The organism is Pseudomonas muyukensis, from assembly GCF_019139535.1.
GTDB lineage: Bacteria > Pseudomonadota > Gammaproteobacteria > Pseudomonadales > Pseudomonadaceae > Aquipseudomonas > Aquipseudomonas muyukensis.
On record NZ_CP077073.1, the window covers coordinates 2,147,161 to 2,165,120 of the forward strand.

The following is a 17,960-nucleotide window of genomic DNA, read 5'->3' on the forward strand; positions in this document are numbered from 1 at the left end:
AGTGGAGTCGGGTTCTCCCTAATCTGTGCTGCTAGGACAAAAACAATGAACGACAGCATTTACCTCTCGATACAGAACAGCCCGCGCTTCAAGGAGCTGGTCACCAAGCGCGAGCGCTTCGCCTGGATTCTCTCGGCGATCATGCTCGGCCTCTACTGCGCCTTCATCCTCCTCATCGCCTATGGCCCGCATCTGCTGGGTGCCAAGTTGAGCCCCGATTCGTCGATCACCTGGGGCATTCCCCTGGGCGTCGGCCTGATCGTCTCGGCGTTCGTGCTCACCGCCATCTATGTGCGCCGCGCCAACGGCGAGTTCGATGAATTGAACAAGGCGATCCTCGAGGAGGCCAAGCAATGATCCGTCACGCCAAAGCCCTGGCCGTTCTGGCCTGCGGCGCTTTCGCACCCGCCGTGTGGGCCGCCGACGCCCTGACCGGCGAGGTGCACAAGCAGCCGCTGAACGTCTCGGCGATCGCCATGTTCGTGGCCTTCGTCGCCTTCACCCTGGGGATTACCTACTGGGCTTCCAAACGCAACAAGTCGGCGTCTGACTACTACGCCGCCGGTGGCCGCATCACCGGTTTCCAGAACGGCCTGGCGATTGCCGGCGACTACATGTCGGCGGCCTCGTTCCTGGGCATCTCGGCGCTGGTGTTCACCTCCGGCTACGATGGCCTGATCTACTCCATCGGCTTCCTGGTCGGCTGGCCGATCATCCTGTTCCTGATTGCCGAACGCCTGCGCAACCTGGGCAAGTACACCTTCGCCGACGTCGCCTCGTACCGCCTCGGGCAAAAAGAGATCCGCACCCTGTCGGCCTCGGGCTCGCTGGTGGTGGTGGCCTTCTACCTGATCGCGCAGATGGTCGGTGCCGGCAAGCTGATCCAGCTGCTGTTCGGCCTGGACTACCACGTGGCGGTGATCCTGGTCGGCATCCTGATGTGCCTGTACGTGCTGTTCGGCGGCATGCTCGCCACCACTTGGGTGCAGATCATCAAGGCGGTGCTGTTGCTGTCGGGCGCCAGCTTCATGGCGCTGATGGTGATGAAACACGTGGGCTTCGACTTCAACACGCTGTTCTCCGAGGCAATCAAGGTACACGCCAAGGGCGAGGCGATCATGAGCCCGGGCGGCCTGGTCAAGGACCCGATCTCGGCGTTCTCGCTGGGCCTGGCGCTGATGTTCGGTACCGCTGGCCTGCCGCACATCCTGATGCGCTTCTTCACCGTCAGCGATGCCAAGGAAGCGCGCAAGAGCGTGCTCTACGCCACCGGCTTCATTGGCTACTTCTACATCCTGACCTTCATCATCGGCTTCGGCGCGATCCTGCTGGTCAGCACCAACCCGGACTTCAAGGACGCCGCCGGCGCCCTGCTGGGCGGCAACAACATGGCCGCGGTGCACCTGGCCGATGCGGTGGGCGGTAGCATCTTCCTCGGCTTCATCTCGGCGGTGGCCTTCGCCACCATCCTGGCGGTGGTCGCCGGCCTGACCCTGGCCGGCGCCTCGGCGGTGTCCCACGACCTGTACGCCAGTGTCTGGCGCAAGGGCAAGGCCAACGACAAGGACGAGATCCGCGTGTCGAAGATCACCACCGTCGCCCTGGGCGTGCTGGCGATCGGCCTGGGCATTCTGTTCGAAAACCAGAACATCGCCTTCATGGTCGGCCTGGCGTTCTCCATTGCCGCCAGCTGCAACTTCCCGGTGCTGCTGCTCTCGATGTACTGGAAGAAGCTGACCACCCGCGGCGCCATGATCGGCGGCTGGATGGGCTTGATCAGCGCGGTGGGCCTGATGGTCCTCGGCCCGACCATCTGGGTGCAGATCCTCGGTCACGAGAAAGCCATCTACCCGTACGAGTATCCGGCGCTGTTCTCGATGATCATCGCCTTCGCCGGCATCTGGTTCTTCTCGGTCACCGACAAGTCCAAGGCGGCCGAAGACGAACGCGCGCTGTTCTTCCCGCAGTTCGTCCGTTCGCAGACCGGCCTGGGGGCCAGTGGCGCCGTGTCGCACTGATCGGTTGCGTTGAACGCACAACGCCCCGGCCTTGGCCGGGGCGTTGTCGTTTCAGGGCGTCATATGTGGCCCAGCAACACCAGGATCAGCAGGATCACCAGCACCACGCCGACGATACCGGACGGGCCGTAGCCCCAGGCGCGGGAGTGGGGGAAGACCGGTAAGCCACCGATCAGCAGCAGGATCAGGATGATGATGAGGATCGTGGTCATGGTGGAGTCCTTGCGTGAGGGAAGGGCTGGGGCGCGCGAAGCCGGGCGCTTATGAATTCCGACCGGCGCCGGTGGGCAAAGATTCAATCCGTCGCCTGCGCCTGTACGCTGGATAGCCGCTTATTCAGCACCCTGATGCCACACCGCCGGCGAGCCTGTTGTGGCTAGACTCCAGGCCAATTCCACTGTTCAAGGCGCTTGACCATGCACAACCGAATGATGATCACCGGGGCCGGCTCCGGCCTGGGTCGCGAGATCGCCCTGCGCTGGGCCCGTGACGGCTGGCGGCTGGCCCTGGCCGACGTCAACGAGGCCGGCCTGAGCGAAACCCTGGCGCTGGTGCGCCAGGCCGGTGGCGACGGCTTCGTCCAGCGCTGCGACGTGCGCGACTACAGCCAGCTCACCGCCCTGGCCCAGGCCTGCGAGGAGAAGTTCGGCGGCATCGACGTGATCGTCAACAATGCCGGGGTGGCCGCAGGCGGTTTCTTCGCCGAGCTGTCGCTGGAGGACTGGGACTGGCAGATCGCGGTCAACCTGATGGGAGTGGTCAAGGGCTGCAAGGCATTCTTGGCGCAGCTCGAGCGCAGCCGCGGGCGGATCATCAATATCGCCTCGATGGCGGCCCTGATGCAGGGCCCGGGGATGAGCAACTACAACGTCGCCAAGGCCGGCGTGCTGGCGCTGTCCGAGAGCCTGCTGGTGGAACTGCGCCAGGTCGAGGTGGCGGTGCATGTGGTCTGCCCGTCGTTCTTCCAGACCAACCTGCTCGACTCGTTCCGCGGCCCCGACCCGGCGATGAAGGCCCAGGTCGGCAAGCTGCTGGAGGGCTCGCCGATCAGCGCCGCCGATATCGCCGAGCATATCCATGCCAAGGTTGCGGCGGGGGAGTTCCTCATCCTGCCGCACGAAGCCGGGCGCCAGGCATGGCAACTCAAGTGCCAGGCGCCGCAGCGGCTGTATGACGAGATGGCCGAGATGGCGGTGAAAATGCGCGCGAAACAGCGTAGAAACAGCCATTAACAGGAATGGTCTGTAGGAGTTATTACCGCGCTAGGTAGGGCGTGTCTATTTATCAGGCGAACGATTGAGTAGGTGAAAGGCCAGGGTGCAGTCTCCGGTTTTCCCATGAGCAGGAGGACTGGAACATGCTGGTAATCGGACGTGAAGTGGGCGAGGTGATCGTCATCGCAGATGACATCAGGATCCAGGTGATGGGCATCGAGCGCAGTGGCCAGGTGCGTTTCGGCATCATTGCCCCGCGCGAGGTGGAGGTGCACCGGGTCGAGGTGTACAAGCGGATCAAGGAGCAGGCCCAGGACAAGGCGCAAGCCTGAGGCTGGCTCAGTCGAGCAGTTCCCGTGGCACGTCGTGCTTGGCCAGCAACTGGCACTGCTGGCTGTCCATGTCGAACAGGATGAACGCCTGCCCCTTGGCCAGCGCCTGGCGCACCCGTAGCACGCGGGTTTCCAGTGGCGTGTCGTCGCCGTTGTCAGTGCCGTCGCGGGTGACGAAGTCCTCGATCAGGCGGGTCAGGGTTTCGGCTTCGAGTTGGTCGTGGGGGATCAGCATGGTCTGGGCGATGGTGGTGGGCAATGAGCGCATGCTACGTGAAATTGCCTGAGCATGCTGTGTCAGAGGGTGTGCATCACGTCTGTAGGGCCAGCTTGCTGGCGAACCAGGCACCGCGCAGGCTGGCACCGGCCATGCCGGTGTTCGCCGGCAAGGCCGGCTCCTACGCCGATTACGGCCTGCAACACCCGTAGGCGCCAGCCTTGCTGGCGAATCAGGCGCTGCGGTGGATGGCACCGGCTGCGCCGGTGTTCGCCGGCAAGCCGGCTCCTACGCCGATTACGGCCTGCAATACCCGTAGGAGCATGCTGTGTCAGAGGGTGTGCATCACGTCTGTAGGGCCAGCTTGCTGGCGAACCAGGCACCGCGCAGGCTGGCACCGGCCATGCCGGTGTTCGCCGGCAAGGCCGGCTCCTACGCCGATTACGGCCTGCAACACCCGTAGGCGCCAGCCTTGCTGGCGAACCAGGCGCTGCGGTGGATGGCACTGGCTGCGCCGGTGTTCGCCGGCAAGCCGGCTCCTACGCCGATTACGGCCTGCAACACCCGTAGGAGCCAGCCTTGCTGGCGAACCAGGCGACGCGGTAGATGGCATCGGCTGCGCCGGTGTTCGCCGGCAAGCCGGTTCCTACAACGCTTACGGCCTGCAACACCCGTAGGAGCCAGCCTTGCTGGCGAACCAGGCAACGCGGAGGATGGCACCGGCTGCGCCGGTGTTCGCCGGCAAGCCGGCTCCTACGGGGGGTGCGGCCACCCCAGGGGCCCTGGGCGTCAGCCTTTGTTTCCCACCAGGCTGTCCACCGCCGGCACCCGGGTATCGCTCTCCATCTGCGCGTCATGCTCCAGCTGATGGCTGAAGCGCTCCAGCGAGGTGCTGGCCGGTTGCGAGTCGCTGGCGAACACTGGTGGGCTCAACAGGTAGCCGGCCAATAGCTTGCTCAGGGCGGCGAGGCTGTCGATATGGGTGCGCTCGTAGCCATGGGTGGCGTCGCAGCCGAACGCCACCAGCGCCGTGCGGATATCGTGGCCGGCGGTCACCGCCGAGTGGGCATCGCTGAAGTAGTAGCGGAACAGGTCGCGGCGGACCGCCAGGTCCTGGTCGCCGGCCAGTTTCAGCAGGTGCCGCGACAAGTGGTAGTCATAGGGCCCGGACGAATCCTGCATGGCCACGCTCACCGCATGTTCACTGGACGCCTGGCCTGGCGCCACCGGGGCGATATCGATACCGACGAATTCGCTGACATCCCAGGGCAGGGCGGCCGCGGCGCCCGAGCCGGTTTCCTCGGTAATGGTGAACAACGGGTGGCAGTCGATCAGCGGCTGGCGACCGCTTTGCACCACGGCCTTGAGCGCGGCCAGCAGCGCCGCCACGCCGGCCTTGTCATCCAGGTGACGGGCACTGATATGACCGCTTTCGGTGAATTCGGGCAGCGGATCGAAGGCGACGAAGTCACCGATGGCGATGCCGAGGGCCTCGCAGTCGGCGCGGGTGGCGCAGTAGGCGTCCAGGCGCACCTCCACGTGCTCCCAGCTGATCGGCATCTGGTCGATGGCGGTGTTGAACGCATGCCCACTGGCCATCAGCGGCAGCACGCTGCCGCGGTACACGCCGGTGTCGGTGAACACGCTGACCCGGCTGCCCTCGGCGAAGCGGCTCGACCAGCAGCCCACCGCTGCCAGCGCCAGGCGACCGTTGTCCTGCAACTGGCGCACGCTGGCGCCGATGGTGTCCAGGTGCGTCGACACGGCGCGGTCGGGCGAGTTCTGCCGGCCCTTGAGGGTGGCGCGGATGGTGCCGCGGCGGGTCAGCTCGAAGGGAATGCCCAGTTCGTCCAGGCGCTCGGCGACATAGCGCACGATGGTGTCGGTGAAACCGGTGGGGCTGGGGATGGCGAGCATCTCCAGCAGTACCCGCTTGAGGTAGTCGAGGTCGGGTTCGAGGTGTCGTTCGGACATGTCCAGGTCTCCGGTCGAGTTGAATTTGCACATGGCGCAAGGTCTTTGTAGGCGCGGCCTTGTGTCGCGAAAGGCCCGCAAAGCGAGCCCGGCAATGGATGCAGCGAAGCTGAAAACCCGGGGGGCGCTGCGCACCCTTTCGCGACACAAGGCCGCTTTTGCACGAAACCGAGGGGCTGTCAGGCCAAGGCCCGGCTATGCGGAAACAGCAGATCGACGAAGCGTTCCGCCGTCGGCTGCGGTTCATGGTTGGCCAGCCCGGCCCGTTCGTTGGCCTCGATGATCACGTAGTCCGGATGCTCGGCATCGCGGACCATGAAGTCCAGGCCCACCACGGGAATTTCCAGGGCGCGGGCGGCGCGCACGGCGGCATCGGCCAGCACCGGGTGCAGGCGCGCGGTGACGTCCTCCAGGGTGCCGCCGGTGTGCAGGTTGGCGGTGCGGCGCACAGCCAGCCGCTGCCCGGCCGGGAGGATGTCGTCGTAGCCCAGGCCGGCGGCCTTGAGCGTACGCGCAGTTTCCTCATCGAGCGGTATGCGGCTCTCGCCGCCGGTGGCTGCCTGGCGACGGCGGCTTTGCGCCTGGATCAACGCGCGAATGCTGTGGCTGCCGTCGCCAATCACCTGCGCCGGATGACGGATCGCCGCCGCCACCACTTCGTAGCCGATCACCACGATGCGCAGGTCGCTGCCGGCATGGAAACTCTCCAGCAGCACGCGGCTGTCGAAACGCCGGGCCTGTTCCACGGCGTGGGTGACGTCCTCGTGGCAGGTGAGGTTCACAGCCACGCCCTGGCCTTGCTCGCCATCCACGGGCTTGACCACCAGCGCGCCGTGTTCGTCGAGAAACGCCAGGTTGTCGTCGGCGTTGCCCGCCAGCTGCTGCGCCGGCACTTGCAGCCCGGCCTGGTGCAAGGCTTGCCGGGTCAGGCGCTTGTCCTGGCACAGGGTCATGGTCACGGCGCTGGTCAGGTCGCTCAGCGACTCGCGGCACCGTACCCGCCTGCCACCCAGGCTGAGGGTGAACAAGCCTGCGCCAGCATCGTCCACCTGCACCTCGATGCCCCGGCGCAGCGCCTCGTCGACGATGATTCGCGCGTAGGGGTTGAGAGTCGCCTCCGGGCCGGGGCCGAGGAACAGTGGCTGGTTGATGCCGTTCTTGCGCTTGACCGCGAAGGTCGGCAGGTTGCGAAAGCCCAGCTTCTTGTACAGGCGCTTGGCCTGGCGGTTGTCGTGCAGGACAGACAGGTCCAGGCAGGCCAGGCCACGGCTCATGAAGTGCTCGATCAGGTGGCGCACCAGCACCTCGCCGACCCCCGGGCGGGTGCAGTGCGGGTCCACCGCCAGGCACCACAGGCTGCAGCCGTGCTCGGGGTCGTCGAAGGCCTTGCTGTGGTCCAGGCCCATGACGCTGCCGATCACTGCGTTGCTGTCCTCGTCTTCGGCCAGCCAGTACACCGGGCCGCCCTGATGGCGCGGGGTGAGGCGCTCGACATCGACCGGCAGCATGCCGCGGGCCAGGTACAGGGTGTTGATGGCCTGCCAGTCCGCCGGGCTCTGCGCCCGGCGGATGCGAAAACCGCGAAACACCCGTTGCGCCGGGCGGTAGTCGGTGAACCACAGGCGTAAGGTGTCCGACGGGTCGAGGAACAACTGCTGCGGTGCCTGGGCCAGTACCTGCTGAGGCGCGGCGACGTACAGGGCGATGTCGCGCTCGCCGCCACGCTCCTCGAGCAGGTCTTCGGCCAGGGTCAGCGGGTCGGCATAGGTATGCCCGATCAGCAATCGGCCCCAGCCGCAATGCACCGCCCGTGGTCGGTCGTGGGGTTCGCTACCGTCGCCGGCCAGGCGCGCCTGCAGGCGCTCGTAGGACGGCGCCTGGCCGCGCAGCAGGCGCTGACCGTAAGCGATCTCGTGAGCTTTCATCGGTCAGATTCCTTGTTCGCTGAGCCACAGGTTCAGGGCCGCCAGTTGCCACAGCTTGGAGCCGCGCAGTGGGGTGAGCTGGCCATGGGGATTGCTCAGCAGGCGGTCGAGCATTGCCGGGTTGAACAGGCCGCGGTCCTGGCTCGGGTCGGTCAGCAGTTCGCGTACCCAGCCCAGGGTGGCGCCTTGCAGGTGCTTGAGGCCCGGCACCGGGAAGTAGCCTTTCTTGCGGTCGATCACCTCGTGGGGAATGACCCGCCGCGCGGCCTGCTTGAGCACCTGCTTGCCGCCGTCGGGCAGCTTGTAACGCGCCGGAATGCGCGCCGACAGCTCCACCAGGCGGTAGTCCAGGAACGGCGTGCGCGCCTCCAGGCCCCAGGCCATGGTCATGTTGTCCACCCGCTTGACCGGGTCGTCCACCAACATCACCGTGCTGTCCAGGCGCAGGGCCTTGTCCACCGCGTCGGCTGCGCCGGGGCGGGCGAAGTGCTCGCGGACGAAGTCGCCGGCCACGTCGGTTTCCAGCAGCCAGGGGGCCTGCACGGTATCGCGGTACTCGGCGTGGCTGCGGTCGAAGAAGGCCTCGCGGTAGGCCGTGAAGGCATCCTCGGCACCGTCCACCTGGGGGTACCAGTGGTAGCCGGCGAACAGCTCGTCGGCGCCCTGGCCGCTCTGCACGCCCTTGCAGTGCTTGGCCACTTCCCGCGACAGCAGGTAGAAGGCGATGCAGTCGTGGCTGACCATCGGCTCGCTCATGGCGCGGAAGGCGGCGGGCAACTGCTCGATGATCTCGTGTTCGGCAATGCGCAACTGATGGTGACGGGTGCCGTAGTGCCGGGCGATCAGGTCGGAGTACTGGAATTCGTCGCCGCGCTCGCCGCCGGCATCCTCGAAGCCGATGGAGAAGGTCGACAGGTCGTCCACCCCGGCCTCGCGCAGCAAGCCGACCAGCAGGCTCGAGTCGACGCCGCCGGACAGAAGCACGCCAACGTCCACCGCCGCGCGCTGACGAATCGCCACGGCGTCGCGGGTGGCGTCGAGCACGCGGCTGGTCCAGCCTTCCAGGTCGAGCTCGCGCTCGTCGGGGTTGGCGCCGTAGTGCAATTGCCACCAGGTCTGGCGTTCGACTTCGCCGTGGCGGTCGATGCGCATCCAGCTGCCGGGCTCGAGCTTCTGCACGTTGGCCAGCAGGGTGCGCGGCGCCGGCACCACGGCATGGAAGTTGAGGTAGTGGTTGAGCGCCACCGGGTCGATCATCGGGTCAATGTCGCCGCCCTTGAGCAACGCCGGCAGGGTCGAGGCGAAGCGCAGGCGTTCGCCGTTGCGCGACAGGTACAGCGGCTTGACGCCGAGCCGGTCGCGGGCCAGGAACAGGCGCTGGGCATCGCGCTCCCAGATGGCCAGGGCGAACATGCCGTTGAGCTTGGGCAGCAGCGCCGCGCCCCAGGCGTGGTAGCCCTTGAGCAGTACCTCGGTGTCGCCGTCGGACCAGAAGCTGTAGCCCAGGGCTTGCAGCTCTTCGCGCAGCTCGGGGAAGTTGTAGATGGCGCCGTTGAAGGCCAGCGACAGGCCCAGGGTGCTGTCGACCATCGGCTGCGCCGAGCCGTCGGACAGGTCCATGATCTTCAGCCGGCGGTGGCCGAGGGCGATCGGGCCCTGGCTATGGAAGCCCCAGGCGTCGGGGCCGCGGGGCGCCAGGTGGTGGGTGATGCGCTCCACCGCGGCGAGGTCCGCCGGGCGGGGGGCTTGGTCGATGGGGGTGAAACGTAACTCTCCTGCTAATCCGCACATAAGTCCTTACCGGTTTTGCCGTTGGGGAGGTGTGCGCCCAAAGGTGGGGCACTTAGGTAGGGACCGGGGCGAATTCTGAGAGTTTTAGATCGATCTGTTATATGGGATGAATGGTGCTGCGGCATACCCGGTAGGCGCCGGCTACGCCGGCGAACACCACACTAGGCCTTGCCGCGAATCAACCGGCGCAAGGCAAAGCGATTCGGGTGGCATGCCTCGGCCACCGCCCTGGGCACCGGCAGCGGTTCGCCACTGGCCCACGCGGCAATCAGCTCGCCACACAGCGGCGCGGTAATCAGCCCCCGCGAGCCATGCCCGCTGTTCACATACAACCCTTCCAGCCACGGGCATTGCAACCCAGGCACCTGGCGTGCGTCCTTGCCCAGCACGGCATAGCGCTCGGCGAACCGTTCGGCGTCCGCCAGCGGCCCGACGATGGGCAGGTAGTCCGGGCTGGTGCAACGAAACGCCGCGCGGCCTTCGAGCCGCGCCGGGTCGAGCCCGGCGGTGCCCAGGCGTTGCGCCAGGTCGCTGGAAATTTCCTCCAGCAGCGCCAGGTTGCCCTGGTGCTCGGCGACGCTGGGCGTGGTGTCCTGGCTATGAAAGTCGAAGCTGGCGCCCAAGGTGTGTTCAGCGCCGCGCGGGGGCGCCACATAGCCTTCGGCGCACACCACCGTGCTCAGTGCCTGGCTGGCCAGGGTGGCGGGCAGGCGGGTGATCTGCCCGCGGATACGCTTGAGCGGCAACCCGGCGCAAGCCGGGAAATGGCCAACCTCGGCTGCCCCGGCCAGCACCACCAGCGGCGCGCTGGCCAGCAGGCGCTCGCCGTCCCAGGCCTGCCACAGGCCGTCGGCCTTGCGCAGTTCGATGACGTTGGCATGGCTGAGCAGGCGAATGCGCGGGTGCGCCAGCTGGGCCTGGCACAGGGCCGGCGGATGCACCCAGCCCCCTTCGGGGTAGAACAGGCCGCCGCTGGCCAGCGCCACCCCGGCCAAGGCCTGGGCCTGCTCACGCTCGAGCGGTTGCAGCAGGCTGCGGTCGAAGGCAGCGGCAAGCTTGGCCTGGCGTTGGCCTTCCGCTTCATCGAACGCCAATTGCAGCACGCCGCAGGCATCCCAGTCCTGGCCGCGCTGCAGGCGCTCGAGCCAGCGGCGGGTGTAGCCGAAGCCGGCGAGGATCATCTGCGACAGGGCGGTACCGTGGGCGGACAGCTTGAGGTACAGCACGCCCTGGGGGTTGCCTGAGGCTTCCTGGGCAGGGCCGGCGTGACGCTCCAGCACGCTGACCTGCCAGCCACGGCTGGCCAGGCTGCGGGCGCTGGCGCTGCCGGCCAGGCCCGCGCCGATTACCAGCGCTTCGCGTGGGCCGGGCAGTGGGTCGGGGCGTGCATACCAGGGCGCGGCCGGTGCTGGCGCGGCGCCGTGGTAGGCACCGTGCATCACTTCCCATTTCTTGCCCAGGCCTGGCACCTTCTTCATGCTGAAGCCGGCTTCGATCAGCGCGCGGCGCACCCAGCCGGTGGTGGTGAAGGTGCCCAGGGTGGCCCCTGGTCGCGACAACCGCGCCAGTTGGCTGAACAGCTCGGGGGTCCACATGTCGGGGTTCTTCGCCGGGGCGAAGCCGTCGAGGAACCAGGCGTCGATGCGCGCGTCGAGCTGGGGCAGCTGCTCCAGCGCATCGCCGATCATCAGGGTCAGGGTGACCCGGCCGCCGTCGAGGCTGAACTGCTGGAAACCTGGGTGAATCGCCACGTACTGCGCCAGCAGCGGCTGGGTGAAGGCCGCCAGCTGCGGCCACAGTTGCATGGCCCGGGCCAGGTCATCGCGGCTCAGCGGGTACTTCTCGACACTGACGAAGTGCAGGCGCGCCTCGGCGGGGGCCAGCTCGGCGAACAGTTGCCAGGCGCAAAAGAAGTTCATGCCAGTGCCAAAGCCGGTCTCGCCAATCACCAGGCAGTCGTGCGGTGTCATTGCCGCGAAGCGCTGGCGCAGGTGATTCTGCTCGATGAACACGTGCAGGGTCTCGTCGATGCCTTCGTTGATGGCGAAATAGACATCGTCGTATTGCCGCGAGTGGGGGCGGCCCTGGTCGTCCCAGTCGATCTGGGCATGCTGAAGGAGGGTGGACATGGTTGGCTCGGTTGCAGCGAATGGGCGGATTTTATGTCATCCGCGGAATTTACGCAGTGCGTACCTGCGACGCGATCACCGTAGGAGCCGGCTTGCCGGCGAATGGGCCGGTACAGGCGAAGCACAATTCCGCTAGTCTTGCTTATCCATTGAAGGAGCCATCCATGTTCGAATCCGCGCAAATCGGTCACAGCATCGACAAGGACACCTACGAGGCCGAGGTCCCCGCCCTGCGCGAGGCGCTGCTCGAGGCCCAGTACGAACTCAAGCAGCAGGCGCGTTTCCCGGTGATCGTGCTGATCAACGGCATCGAGGGCGCGGGCAAGGGCGAAACGGTCAAGTTGCTCAACGAATGGATGGACCCGCGGCTGATCGAGGTGCGCACCTTCGACCAGCAGACCGACGAAGAACTGGCCCGCCCGCCGGCCTGGCGCTACTGGCGGGCACTGCCGCCCAAAGGGCGGATGGGGGTGTTCTTCGGCAACTGGTACAGCCAGATGCTCGAAGGCCGGGTGCATGGCCAGTTCAAGGATGCCGTGCTCGACCAGGCCATCGCCGGGGCCGAGCGCCTGGAGCAGATGCTCTGCGAGGAAGGCGCGTTGATCATCAAGTTCTGGTTCCACCTGTCCAAGAAGCAGATGAAGGCCCGGCTCAAGGCGCTGCGCGACGACCCGCTGCACAACTGGCGCATCAGCCCGCTGGACTGGCAGCAGTCGCAAACCTACGACCGCTTCGTGCGTTTCGGCGAGCGCGTGCTGCGCCGCACCAGCCGCGACTATGCGCCCTGGCATGTGGTCGAGGGCGTCGACCCGTATTACCGCAGCCTGGCGGTTGGGCGGATCCTGCTGGAGAGCTTGCAGGCAGCCTTGGCCAATACCCCGCCCAGGCACCAGGGCAATGTCGCGCCGCTGGGGCGCAGCATCGACCAGAAAAGCCTGCTCGGCGCCCTGGACATGACCCTGAGCCTGGACAAGAAGGATTACGCCGAGCAGTTGGTCACCGAACAGGCCCGGCTCGCCGGCTTGCTGCGCGACAAGCGCATGCGCCGCCATGCCCTGGTGGCGGTGTTCGAAGGCAATGACGCGGCGGGCAAGGGCGGGGCGATCCGCCGTGTGGCGGCGGCGCTGGACCCGCGCCAGTACCGCATCGTGCCGATTGCCGCGCCCACCGAGGAAGAACGCGCCCAGCCTTACCTGTGGCGGTTCTGGCGGCATATCCCGGCCCGTGGCAAGTTCACCATCTTCGATCGCTCCTGGTATGGCCGGGTGCTGGTGGAGCGGGTCGAGGGCTTTTGCAGCCCAGCCGACTGGATGCGCGCCTACGGCGAGATCAACGACTTCGAGGAGCAGTTGAGCAACGCCGGGGTGGTGGTGGTCAAGTTCTGGCTGGCCATCGACCAGCAGACCCAGCTGGAGCGCTTCGAGGAGCGCGAGCAGATTCCGTTCAAGCGTTACAAGATCACCGAGGAAGACTGGCGCAACCGCGACAAGTGGGATGTCTATGCCGAGGCGGTGGGCGACATGGTCGATCGCACCAGCACCGAGATCGCGCCCTGGACCCTGGTAGAGGCCAACGACAAGCGCTGGGCGCGGGTGAAGGTGCTGCGCACCATCAACCAGGCGCTGGAGGCGGCGTTCGCCAAGCACAAGAAATAACGACGACTTTCAAACCCCATGCGCGTCACCTGCAGGCGCCCGCCTTGCTGGCGAACCAGGCGAGGCGGGCGGTACAGCATGCGCACAGGGAATGACTTGATGAAATCTTTTCCCGTCACATCCTCCCCGGCCAGCCTTTAGACTGCACGCTCCCCCCAAGGCCCGACTCGAGGATCGCATGCACATTTCTTCCGGACGCTGGGTCCATGGCCTGCTGTTGGCACTGTTGACCGCGTTGCTCTGGGGCATCCTGCCGATCAAGCTCAAGCAGGTGTTGCAGGTGATGGACCCGGTGACCGTCACCTGGTACCGCCTGTCCGTCTCGGGCGGCCTGCTGTTCGCCTGGCTGGCCGCCCACCGCCGCTTGCCGTCGCTGCGCCGCTTGGGCGCCAAGGGCAGGGGCCTGGTGGCCATCGCGGTAGCTGGGCTGGTGGGCAACTACGTGCTGTACCTGGTCGGCCTCAAGCTGCTCAGCCCCGGCACCGCGCAACTGGTGGTGCAACTGGGCCCGGTGCTGTTGCTGGTGGCCAGCGTGTTGGTGTTCAAGGAGCGTTTCAGCCTGGGGCAGGGCTTGGGCCTGCTGGTGCTGCTGGCGGGGTTTGCCTTGTTCTTCAACCAGCGCCTGGAGGAGTTGCTCGGCTCGCTGGGTACCTACACCACCGGGGTGCTGACGATCCTCCTGGCGACCAGCATCTGGGTGTTCTATGCCCTGAGCCAGAAGCAGTTGCTGACGGTGTGGAATTCGCAGCAGGTGATGATGGTGATCTACCTCTGCTGCGCGCTGCTGCTCACGCCCTGGGTGCATCCGCTGCAGGCGCTGCAGCTCAGCCCGTTGCAGGGCTGGCTGCTGCTGGCCTGCTGCCTGAACACGCTGGTGGCCTATGGCGCGTTTGCCGAGGCCTTGGCGCATTGGGAGGCCTCGCGGGTCAGCGCGACCCTGGCGCTGACACCGCTGGTGACCTTCGTCGCGGTGGCGCTGGGCGCCTGGTTGTGGCCGGCTTATGTGCACGCCGAACAGATCAACGGCCTGGGGTATGTCGGAGCGGTGACGGTGGTGCTGGGCTCGGCGCTGGTGGCGCTGGGGCCGTCGCTGATCGCAGGATGGCGGGCGAAGAGGGCGCAGGCCCAATAACCCGACGCGATACCTGTAGGCGCGACACAAGGCCGCGCCTACAGGTGATGAGTCAACCTTTCCCGCCGGGCGCCAGCATGTTTTCTGGCCTTACCCACTGGTCGAACTGCTCGTTGGTCAGGTACTTCAATTCCAGTGCCGCCTCGCGCAGGGTCTTGCCCTCGCTGTAGGCCTTCTTGGCGATTTCCGCCGCCTTGTCGTAACCGATGTGCGGGTTCAACGCGGTCACCAGCATCAGCCCGCGCTCCAGGTGCGCGGCCATTTGCTCGGCGTCCGGCTCGATGCCGGCCACGCAGTGCTGCTGGAAGTTGCGACAGCCATCGGCCAGCAGCTCGATCGACTGCAGCAGGTTGTGGATGATCACCGGTTTGAACACGTTCAACTGCAGATGCCCCTGGCTGGCGGCGAAGCCGATCGCCGCGTCGTTGCCCAGCACCTGGCAGGCCAGCATCGACAAGGCTTCGCACTGGGTCGGGTTGACCTTGCCGGGCATGATCGAGCTGCCCGGCTCGTTGGCCGGCAGGCGCACTTCGGCCAGCCCCGCGCGAGGGCCCGAGCCCAGCAGGCGCAGGTCGTTGGCGATCTTCATCAGCGCCACGGCCAGGGTCTTCAGCGCCCCGGCCAGGCTGGTCAGCGGCTCGTGGCCGGCGAGGGCGGCGAACTTGTTCGGCGCGGTGACGAACGGCAGGCCGGAGAGCGCGGCCAGTTCCGCGGCAATCGCTTCGGCGAAGCCGTGCGGGGCATTCAGCCCGGTGCCCACCGCCGTGCCGCCCTGGGCCAGTTCGCACACCGCCGGCAGGGTGGCGCGGATGGCACGCTGGGCATAGTCGAGCTGGGCGACGAAGGCCGAGACCTCCTGGCCGAAGGTGATCGGCGTGGCATCCATCATGTGCGTGCGGCCGGTCTTGACCAGATGGGCATGGCGCGCCGACAGCTCGGCCAGCCCCGCCGATAGCTCGGCGACCGCCGGCAGCAGCTGGCTGTGCACGGCCTGGGCGGCGGCGATGTGCATGGCGGTGGGGAAGCAGTCGTTGGAGCTCTGCGAGCGGTTGACGTGATCGTTGGGGTGCACCGGCGCCTTGCCGCCACGGCCCTTGCCCGCCAGCTCGTTGGCGCGCCCGGCGATCACCTCGTTGACGTTCATGTTGCTCTGGGTGCCGCTGCCGGTTTGCCACACCACCAGCGGAAACTGGGTGTCGTGGTTGCCGTCGAGCACTTCGTCGGCGGCCTGCTCGATCAGGCGGGCGATATCGGCGGGCAAATCGCCGTTGCGGTCGTTGACCCTGGCAGCGGCTTTCTTGACCAGCGCCAGGGCGTGCAGCACCGCCAGCGGCATGCGCTCCTTGCCGATGGCGAAGTTGATCAGCGAACGCTGGGTCTGCGCACCCCAGTAGGCGTCCTCTGGAACTTCGACCGGGCCCAGGCTGTCTGTCTCGATACGGCTCATGCTGCGCTCACTCCTTTGGTAGTTCGAAACCGCAGTTTAGGCCCTGATTCGACACAGCGGTTCCATCGCTCGTCGTGCCACTTGAGCACTTCGCCATCACGGCGCAGAATGCTCTACCCTGAGGTATCCGCCTCCCTCTCTTGAAGGAAATGCAATGACCCGTCTCCGTGCCCTCTGTGCCGCCGTTGCCCTGGTTTGCGCCAGCGGCCAGGTACTCGCAGCCACTCCAGCGCACAACGCTGCCGCCGAGAAATTCCTGACCCTGGCCAATGCCGACAAGCTGGGCACTCCGGTGTACATGCAGGTCCAGCAGATGTTCGCCCAGCGTTTCGAGCAGACCAAGGCCCCGGCCGCCAAGAAGGGCGTGCTCGACAGCTACCAGGCCAAGGCCAACGCCGCCCTGGACAACGCCATCGGCTGGAAGAAACTCAAGCCGCAGATGGTCAACCTGTACACCGCGACCTTCACCGAGGCCGAGCTGAACGACCTGGTCAAGTTCTACGAGTCGCCGCTGGGCAAGAAAGTCCTGCGCGAAATGCCCAAGGTCACCCAGCAGTCGGCCCAGCTGACCCAGCAGAGCCTGGAACCGGCGGTGCCGGTGGTCAACAAGCTGCTCGAGGACATGACCAAGGAACTCGACCCGAGCGCCGGCAAGGCCGCCGCCCCGGCGAAGAAGTGAGCCTGAAGCGATGAGCATGCAGCAACGCATCGAACAGCAGCTGGCGGCCCTGGGCGACCAGCACCTTGAAGTGCACAACGAAAGCCACATGCACAGCCGTGGCCAGGAAACGCACTACAAGGCGGTGCTGGTCAGCGAGCAGTTCGCCGGGCTGAACAGCGTCAAGCGCCACCAGAAGGTCTACGCCACCATGGGTGAACTGATGGGCGAGATTCATGCCCTGGCGATTCACACCTATACGCCCGCGGAGTGGGCGGCGGTCGGCGTGGCGCCAGCCTCGCCGGTGTGCGCCGGCGGCGGGCACTGAATCCTTTCCGTCGTTCTGGTACAATCTCGCAAAATCCGGGGGCCGCTTTGCGGCCCTTTCGCGACACAAGGCCGCGCCTACAGGCATACGCAATTCCCCTGTAGGCGCGGCCTTGTGTCGCGAAAGGGGCGCAAGGCGCCCCCATGCTTTTTATGTCAACCCCGGTCCGCCCCTTACGAGGGCAACCACCTGGAGATTCAGCTTCATGACTCAACCGATCGTCGTGGCGGCGCTGTACAAGTTCGTCACCCTCGAAGACTACGTCGAACTGCGTGAGCCGCTGCTCAAGGCCATGCTCGACAACGGCGTCAAAGGCACCCTGCTGCTGGCCAACGAAGGCATCAACGGTACCGTCTCGGCCACCCGCGAAGGCATCGATGCGCTGCTGGCCTGGCTGCGCAACGACCCGCGCCTGGTGGATGTCGACCACAAAGAGTCGTACTGCGACGAACAGCCGTTCTACCGCACCAAGGTCAAGCTCAAGAAAGAGATCGTCACCCTGGGCGTGCCCGGCGTCGACCCGAACAAGGCCGTCGGCACCTATGTCGAGCCCAAGGACTGGAACGCCCTGATCAGCGACCCTGAAGTGTTGTTGATCGACACCCGCAACGACTACGAAGTGGCCATCGGCACCTTCAAGGGCGCCGTCGACCCGAAGACCGAGACCTTCCGCGAGTTCCCCGACTACATCAAGGCCAACTTCGACCCGAGCAAGCACAAGAAGGTCGCGATGTTCTGCACCGGCGGCATCCGTTGCGAAAAAGCCTCCAGCTACATGCTCGGTGAAGGCTTCGAAGCGGTCTATCATCTCAAGGGTGGGGTGCTGAAATACTTCGAGGAAGTCCCCCAGGAAGAAAGCCTCTGGGACGGCGACTGCTTCGTTTTCGACAATCGGGTCACCGTGCGCCACGACCTCAGCGAGGGCGAGTACGACCAGTGCCATGCCTGCCGCCACCCGGTCGATGCCAAGGACCGCGAGTCCGAGCACTATTCGCCAGGGGTGAGTTGCCCGCATTGCTGGGACAGCCTCAGCGAGAAGACCCGCCGCAGCGCCATGGACCGGCAGAAGCAGATCGAGTTGGCCAAGGCGCGCAACCTGCCACACCCGATCGGTTACAACTACAAAGCCGAGGCCTGATG

16 protein-coding genes are annotated in these 17,960 nt (G+C 66.3%); 9 read left to right on the forward strand and 7 right to left on the reverse strand.

The annotated features are described in order from the left end of the window. Positions 1–45 precede the first annotated feature (45 nt). Both KSS95_RS09660 and KSS95_RS09665 read left to right on the forward strand, forming a co-directional pair. Complete coding sequence (locus tag KSS95_RS09660; RefSeq protein WP_134689284.1) at positions 46–357, forward strand: DUF485 domain-containing protein; 312 nt, start codon at positions 46–48, stop codon at positions 355–357. After that, a complete protein-coding gene (locus KSS95_RS09665; protein ID WP_217853462.1) occupies positions 354–2,018 on the forward strand; it encodes a cation acetate symporter in 1,665 nt (554 codons plus the stop codon). The genes KSS95_RS09660 and KSS95_RS09665 overlap by 4 nt, the downstream gene beginning before the upstream one ends. A gap of 59 nt (positions 2,019–2,077) precedes the next feature. Here the strand turns inward: KSS95_RS09665 and KSS95_RS09670 are convergent, their stop codons facing one another. After that, positions 2,078–2,230: a DUF3309 family protein gene (locus KSS95_RS09670; protein ID WP_134689280.1), complete on the reverse strand. Its 153-nt coding sequence runs from the start codon at positions 2,228–2,230 to the stop codon at positions 2,078–2,080. A 204-nt stretch (positions 2,231–2,434) separates the two neighbouring features. On the opposite strand from KSS95_RS09670, the gene KSS95_RS09675 reads away from it, so the two are divergent. Together KSS95_RS09675 and KSS95_RS09680 are read left to right on the forward strand one after the other, a co-directional pair. Then, positions 2,435–3,250 carry an SDR family oxidoreductase gene (locus tag KSS95_RS09675; protein ID WP_217853463.1) on the forward strand — a complete coding sequence of 272 codons (816 nt, stop codon included), beginning with the start codon at positions 2,435–2,437 and terminating at the stop codon, positions 3,248–3,250. A 125-nt stretch (positions 3,251–3,375) separates the two neighbouring features. Then, positions 3,376–3,564 (forward strand): carbon storage regulator, encoded by a 189-nt coding sequence (locus tag KSS95_RS09680; protein WP_217853464.1) that lies wholly within the window; start codon positions 3,376–3,378, stop codon positions 3,562–3,564. Positions 3,565–3,571: 7 nt separating this feature from the next. Here the strand turns inward: KSS95_RS09680 and KSS95_RS09685 are convergent, their stop codons facing one another. From KSS95_RS09685 to mnmC, 5 genes are all read right to left on the reverse strand, one after another. Further along, complete coding sequence (locus tag KSS95_RS09685; protein WP_217853953.1) at positions 3,572–3,799, reverse strand: YheU family protein; 228 nt, start codon at positions 3,797–3,799, stop codon at positions 3,572–3,574. Positions 3,800–4,570: 771 nt separating this feature from the next. After that, positions 4,571–5,755 (reverse strand): osmoprotectant NAGGN system M42 family peptidase, encoded by a 1,185-nt coding sequence (locus KSS95_RS09690; RefSeq protein ID WP_217853465.1) that lies wholly within the window; start codon positions 5,753–5,755, stop codon positions 4,571–4,573. Positions 5,756–5,934: 179 nt separating this feature from the next. Continuing rightward, the gene (gene ngg / locus KSS95_RS09695; protein ID WP_217853466.1) at positions 5,935–7,680 is read right to left on the reverse strand and encodes an N-acetylglutaminylglutamine synthetase; all 1,746 of its coding nucleotides are present in this window, start codon (positions 7,678–7,680) and stop codon (positions 5,935–5,937) included. Positions 7,681–7,683: 3 nt separating this feature from the next. Further along, entirely contained in the window at positions 7,684–9,471 is a 1,788-nt protein-coding gene (locus KSS95_RS09700; RefSeq protein ID WP_217853467.1) for an N-acetylglutaminylglutamine amidotransferase, read from the reverse strand. 161 nt (positions 9,472–9,632) lie between these two features. Then, entirely contained in the window at positions 9,633–11,600 is a 1,968-nt protein-coding gene (gene mnmC / locus KSS95_RS09705) for a bifunctional tRNA (5-methylaminomethyl-2-thiouridine)(34)-methyltransferase MnmC2/FAD-dependent 5-carboxymethylaminomethyl-2-thiouridine(34) oxidoreductase MnmC1 (protein ID WP_217853468.1), read from the reverse strand. Between the two features lie 164 nt (positions 11,601–11,764). On the opposite strand from mnmC, the gene pap reads away from it, so the two are divergent. Then, complete coding sequence (gene pap / locus KSS95_RS09710) at positions 11,765–13,255, forward strand: polyphosphate:AMP phosphotransferase (RefSeq protein WP_217853469.1); 1,491 nt, start codon at positions 11,765–11,767, stop codon at positions 13,253–13,255. A 178-nt stretch (positions 13,256–13,433) separates the two neighbouring features. Next, positions 13,434–14,387, forward strand: a complete 954-nt coding sequence (locus KSS95_RS09715; RefSeq protein WP_217853470.1) for a DMT family transporter — start codon at positions 13,434–13,436, stop codon at positions 14,385–14,387. Between the two features lie 52 nt (positions 14,388–14,439). On the opposite strand, the gene KSS95_RS09720 is transcribed toward KSS95_RS09715, so the two are convergent. Continuing rightward, positions 14,440–15,834: a class II fumarate hydratase gene (locus tag KSS95_RS09720; RefSeq protein WP_217853471.1), complete on the reverse strand. Its 1,395-nt coding sequence runs from the start codon at positions 15,832–15,834 to the stop codon at positions 14,440–14,442. 154 nt (positions 15,835–15,988) lie between these two features. Here KSS95_RS09720 and KSS95_RS09725 point away from each other — a divergent pair, with 154 nt between their 5' ends. From KSS95_RS09725 to trhO, 3 genes are all read left to right on the forward strand, one after another. After that, entirely contained in the window at positions 15,989–16,513 is a 525-nt protein-coding gene (locus KSS95_RS09725) for a DUF2059 domain-containing protein (protein ID WP_217853472.1), read from the forward strand. 10 nt (positions 16,514–16,523) lie between these two features. Further along, positions 16,524–16,820 carry a BolA family protein gene (locus KSS95_RS09730; protein WP_217853473.1) on the forward strand — a complete coding sequence of 99 codons (297 nt, stop codon included), beginning with the start codon at positions 16,524–16,526 and terminating at the stop codon, positions 16,818–16,820. Positions 16,821–17,025: 205 nt separating this feature from the next. After that, positions 17,026–17,958, forward strand: a complete 933-nt coding sequence (trhO, locus tag KSS95_RS09735) for an oxygen-dependent tRNA uridine(34) hydroxylase TrhO (protein ID WP_134689257.1) — start codon at positions 17,026–17,028, stop codon at positions 17,956–17,958. Positions 17,959–17,960: the final 2 nt, after the last annotated feature.

Excerpts from the sequence above, each read along its gene's own strand:
- pap (WP_217853469.1), top strand. The coding sequence starts at position 11,765 with ATGTTCGAATCCGCGCAAATCGGTCACAGCATCGACAAGGACACCTAC.
- KSS95_RS09690 (WP_217853465.1), bottom strand. The coding sequence starts at position 5,755 with ATGTCCGAACGACACCTCGAACCCGACCTCGACTACCTCAAGCGGGTA.
- KSS95_RS09685 (WP_217853953.1), bottom strand. The coding sequence starts at position 3,799 with ATGCTGATCCCCCACGACCAACTCGAAGCCGAAACCCTGACCCGCCTG.
- ngg (WP_217853466.1), bottom strand. The coding sequence starts at position 7,680 with ATGAAAGCTCACGAGATCGCTTACGGTCAGCGCCTGCTGCGCGGCCAG.
- KSS95_RS09670 (WP_134689280.1), bottom strand. The coding sequence starts at position 2,230 with ATGACCACGATCCTCATCATCATCCTGATCCTGCTGCTGATCGGTGGC.
- KSS95_RS09665 (WP_217853462.1), top strand. The coding sequence starts at position 354 with ATGATCCGTCACGCCAAAGCCCTGGCCGTTCTGGCCTGCGGCGCTTTC.
- KSS95_RS09720 (WP_217853471.1), bottom strand. The coding sequence starts at position 15,834 with ATGAGCCGTATCGAGACAGACAGCCTGGGCCCGGTCGAAGTTCCAGAG.
- mnmC (WP_217853468.1), bottom strand. The coding sequence starts at position 11,600 with ATGTCCACCCTCCTTCAGCATGCCCAGATCGACTGGGACGACCAGGGC.
- KSS95_RS09675 (WP_217853463.1), top strand. The coding sequence starts at position 2,435 with ATGCACAACCGAATGATGATCACCGGGGCCGGCTCCGGCCTGGGTCGC.
- KSS95_RS09725 (WP_217853472.1), top strand. The coding sequence starts at position 15,989 with ATGACCCGTCTCCGTGCCCTCTGTGCCGCCGTTGCCCTGGTTTGCGCC.
- KSS95_RS09700 (WP_217853467.1), bottom strand. The coding sequence starts at position 9,471 with ATGTGCGGATTAGCAGGAGAGTTACGTTTCACCCCCATCGACCAAGCC.
- KSS95_RS09680 (WP_217853464.1), top strand. The coding sequence starts at position 3,376 with ATGCTGGTAATCGGACGTGAAGTGGGCGAGGTGATCGTCATCGCAGAT.
- KSS95_RS09730 (WP_217853473.1), top strand. The coding sequence starts at position 16,524 with ATGAGCATGCAGCAACGCATCGAACAGCAGCTGGCGGCCCTGGGCGAC.
- KSS95_RS09715 (WP_217853470.1), top strand. The coding sequence starts at position 13,434 with ATGCACATTTCTTCCGGACGCTGGGTCCATGGCCTGCTGTTGGCACTG.
- trhO (WP_134689257.1), top strand. The coding sequence starts at position 17,026 with ATGACTCAACCGATCGTCGTGGCGGCGCTGTACAAGTTCGTCACCCTC.
- KSS95_RS09660 (WP_134689284.1), top strand. The coding sequence starts at position 46 with ATGAACGACAGCATTTACCTCTCGATACAGAACAGCCCGCGCTTCAAG.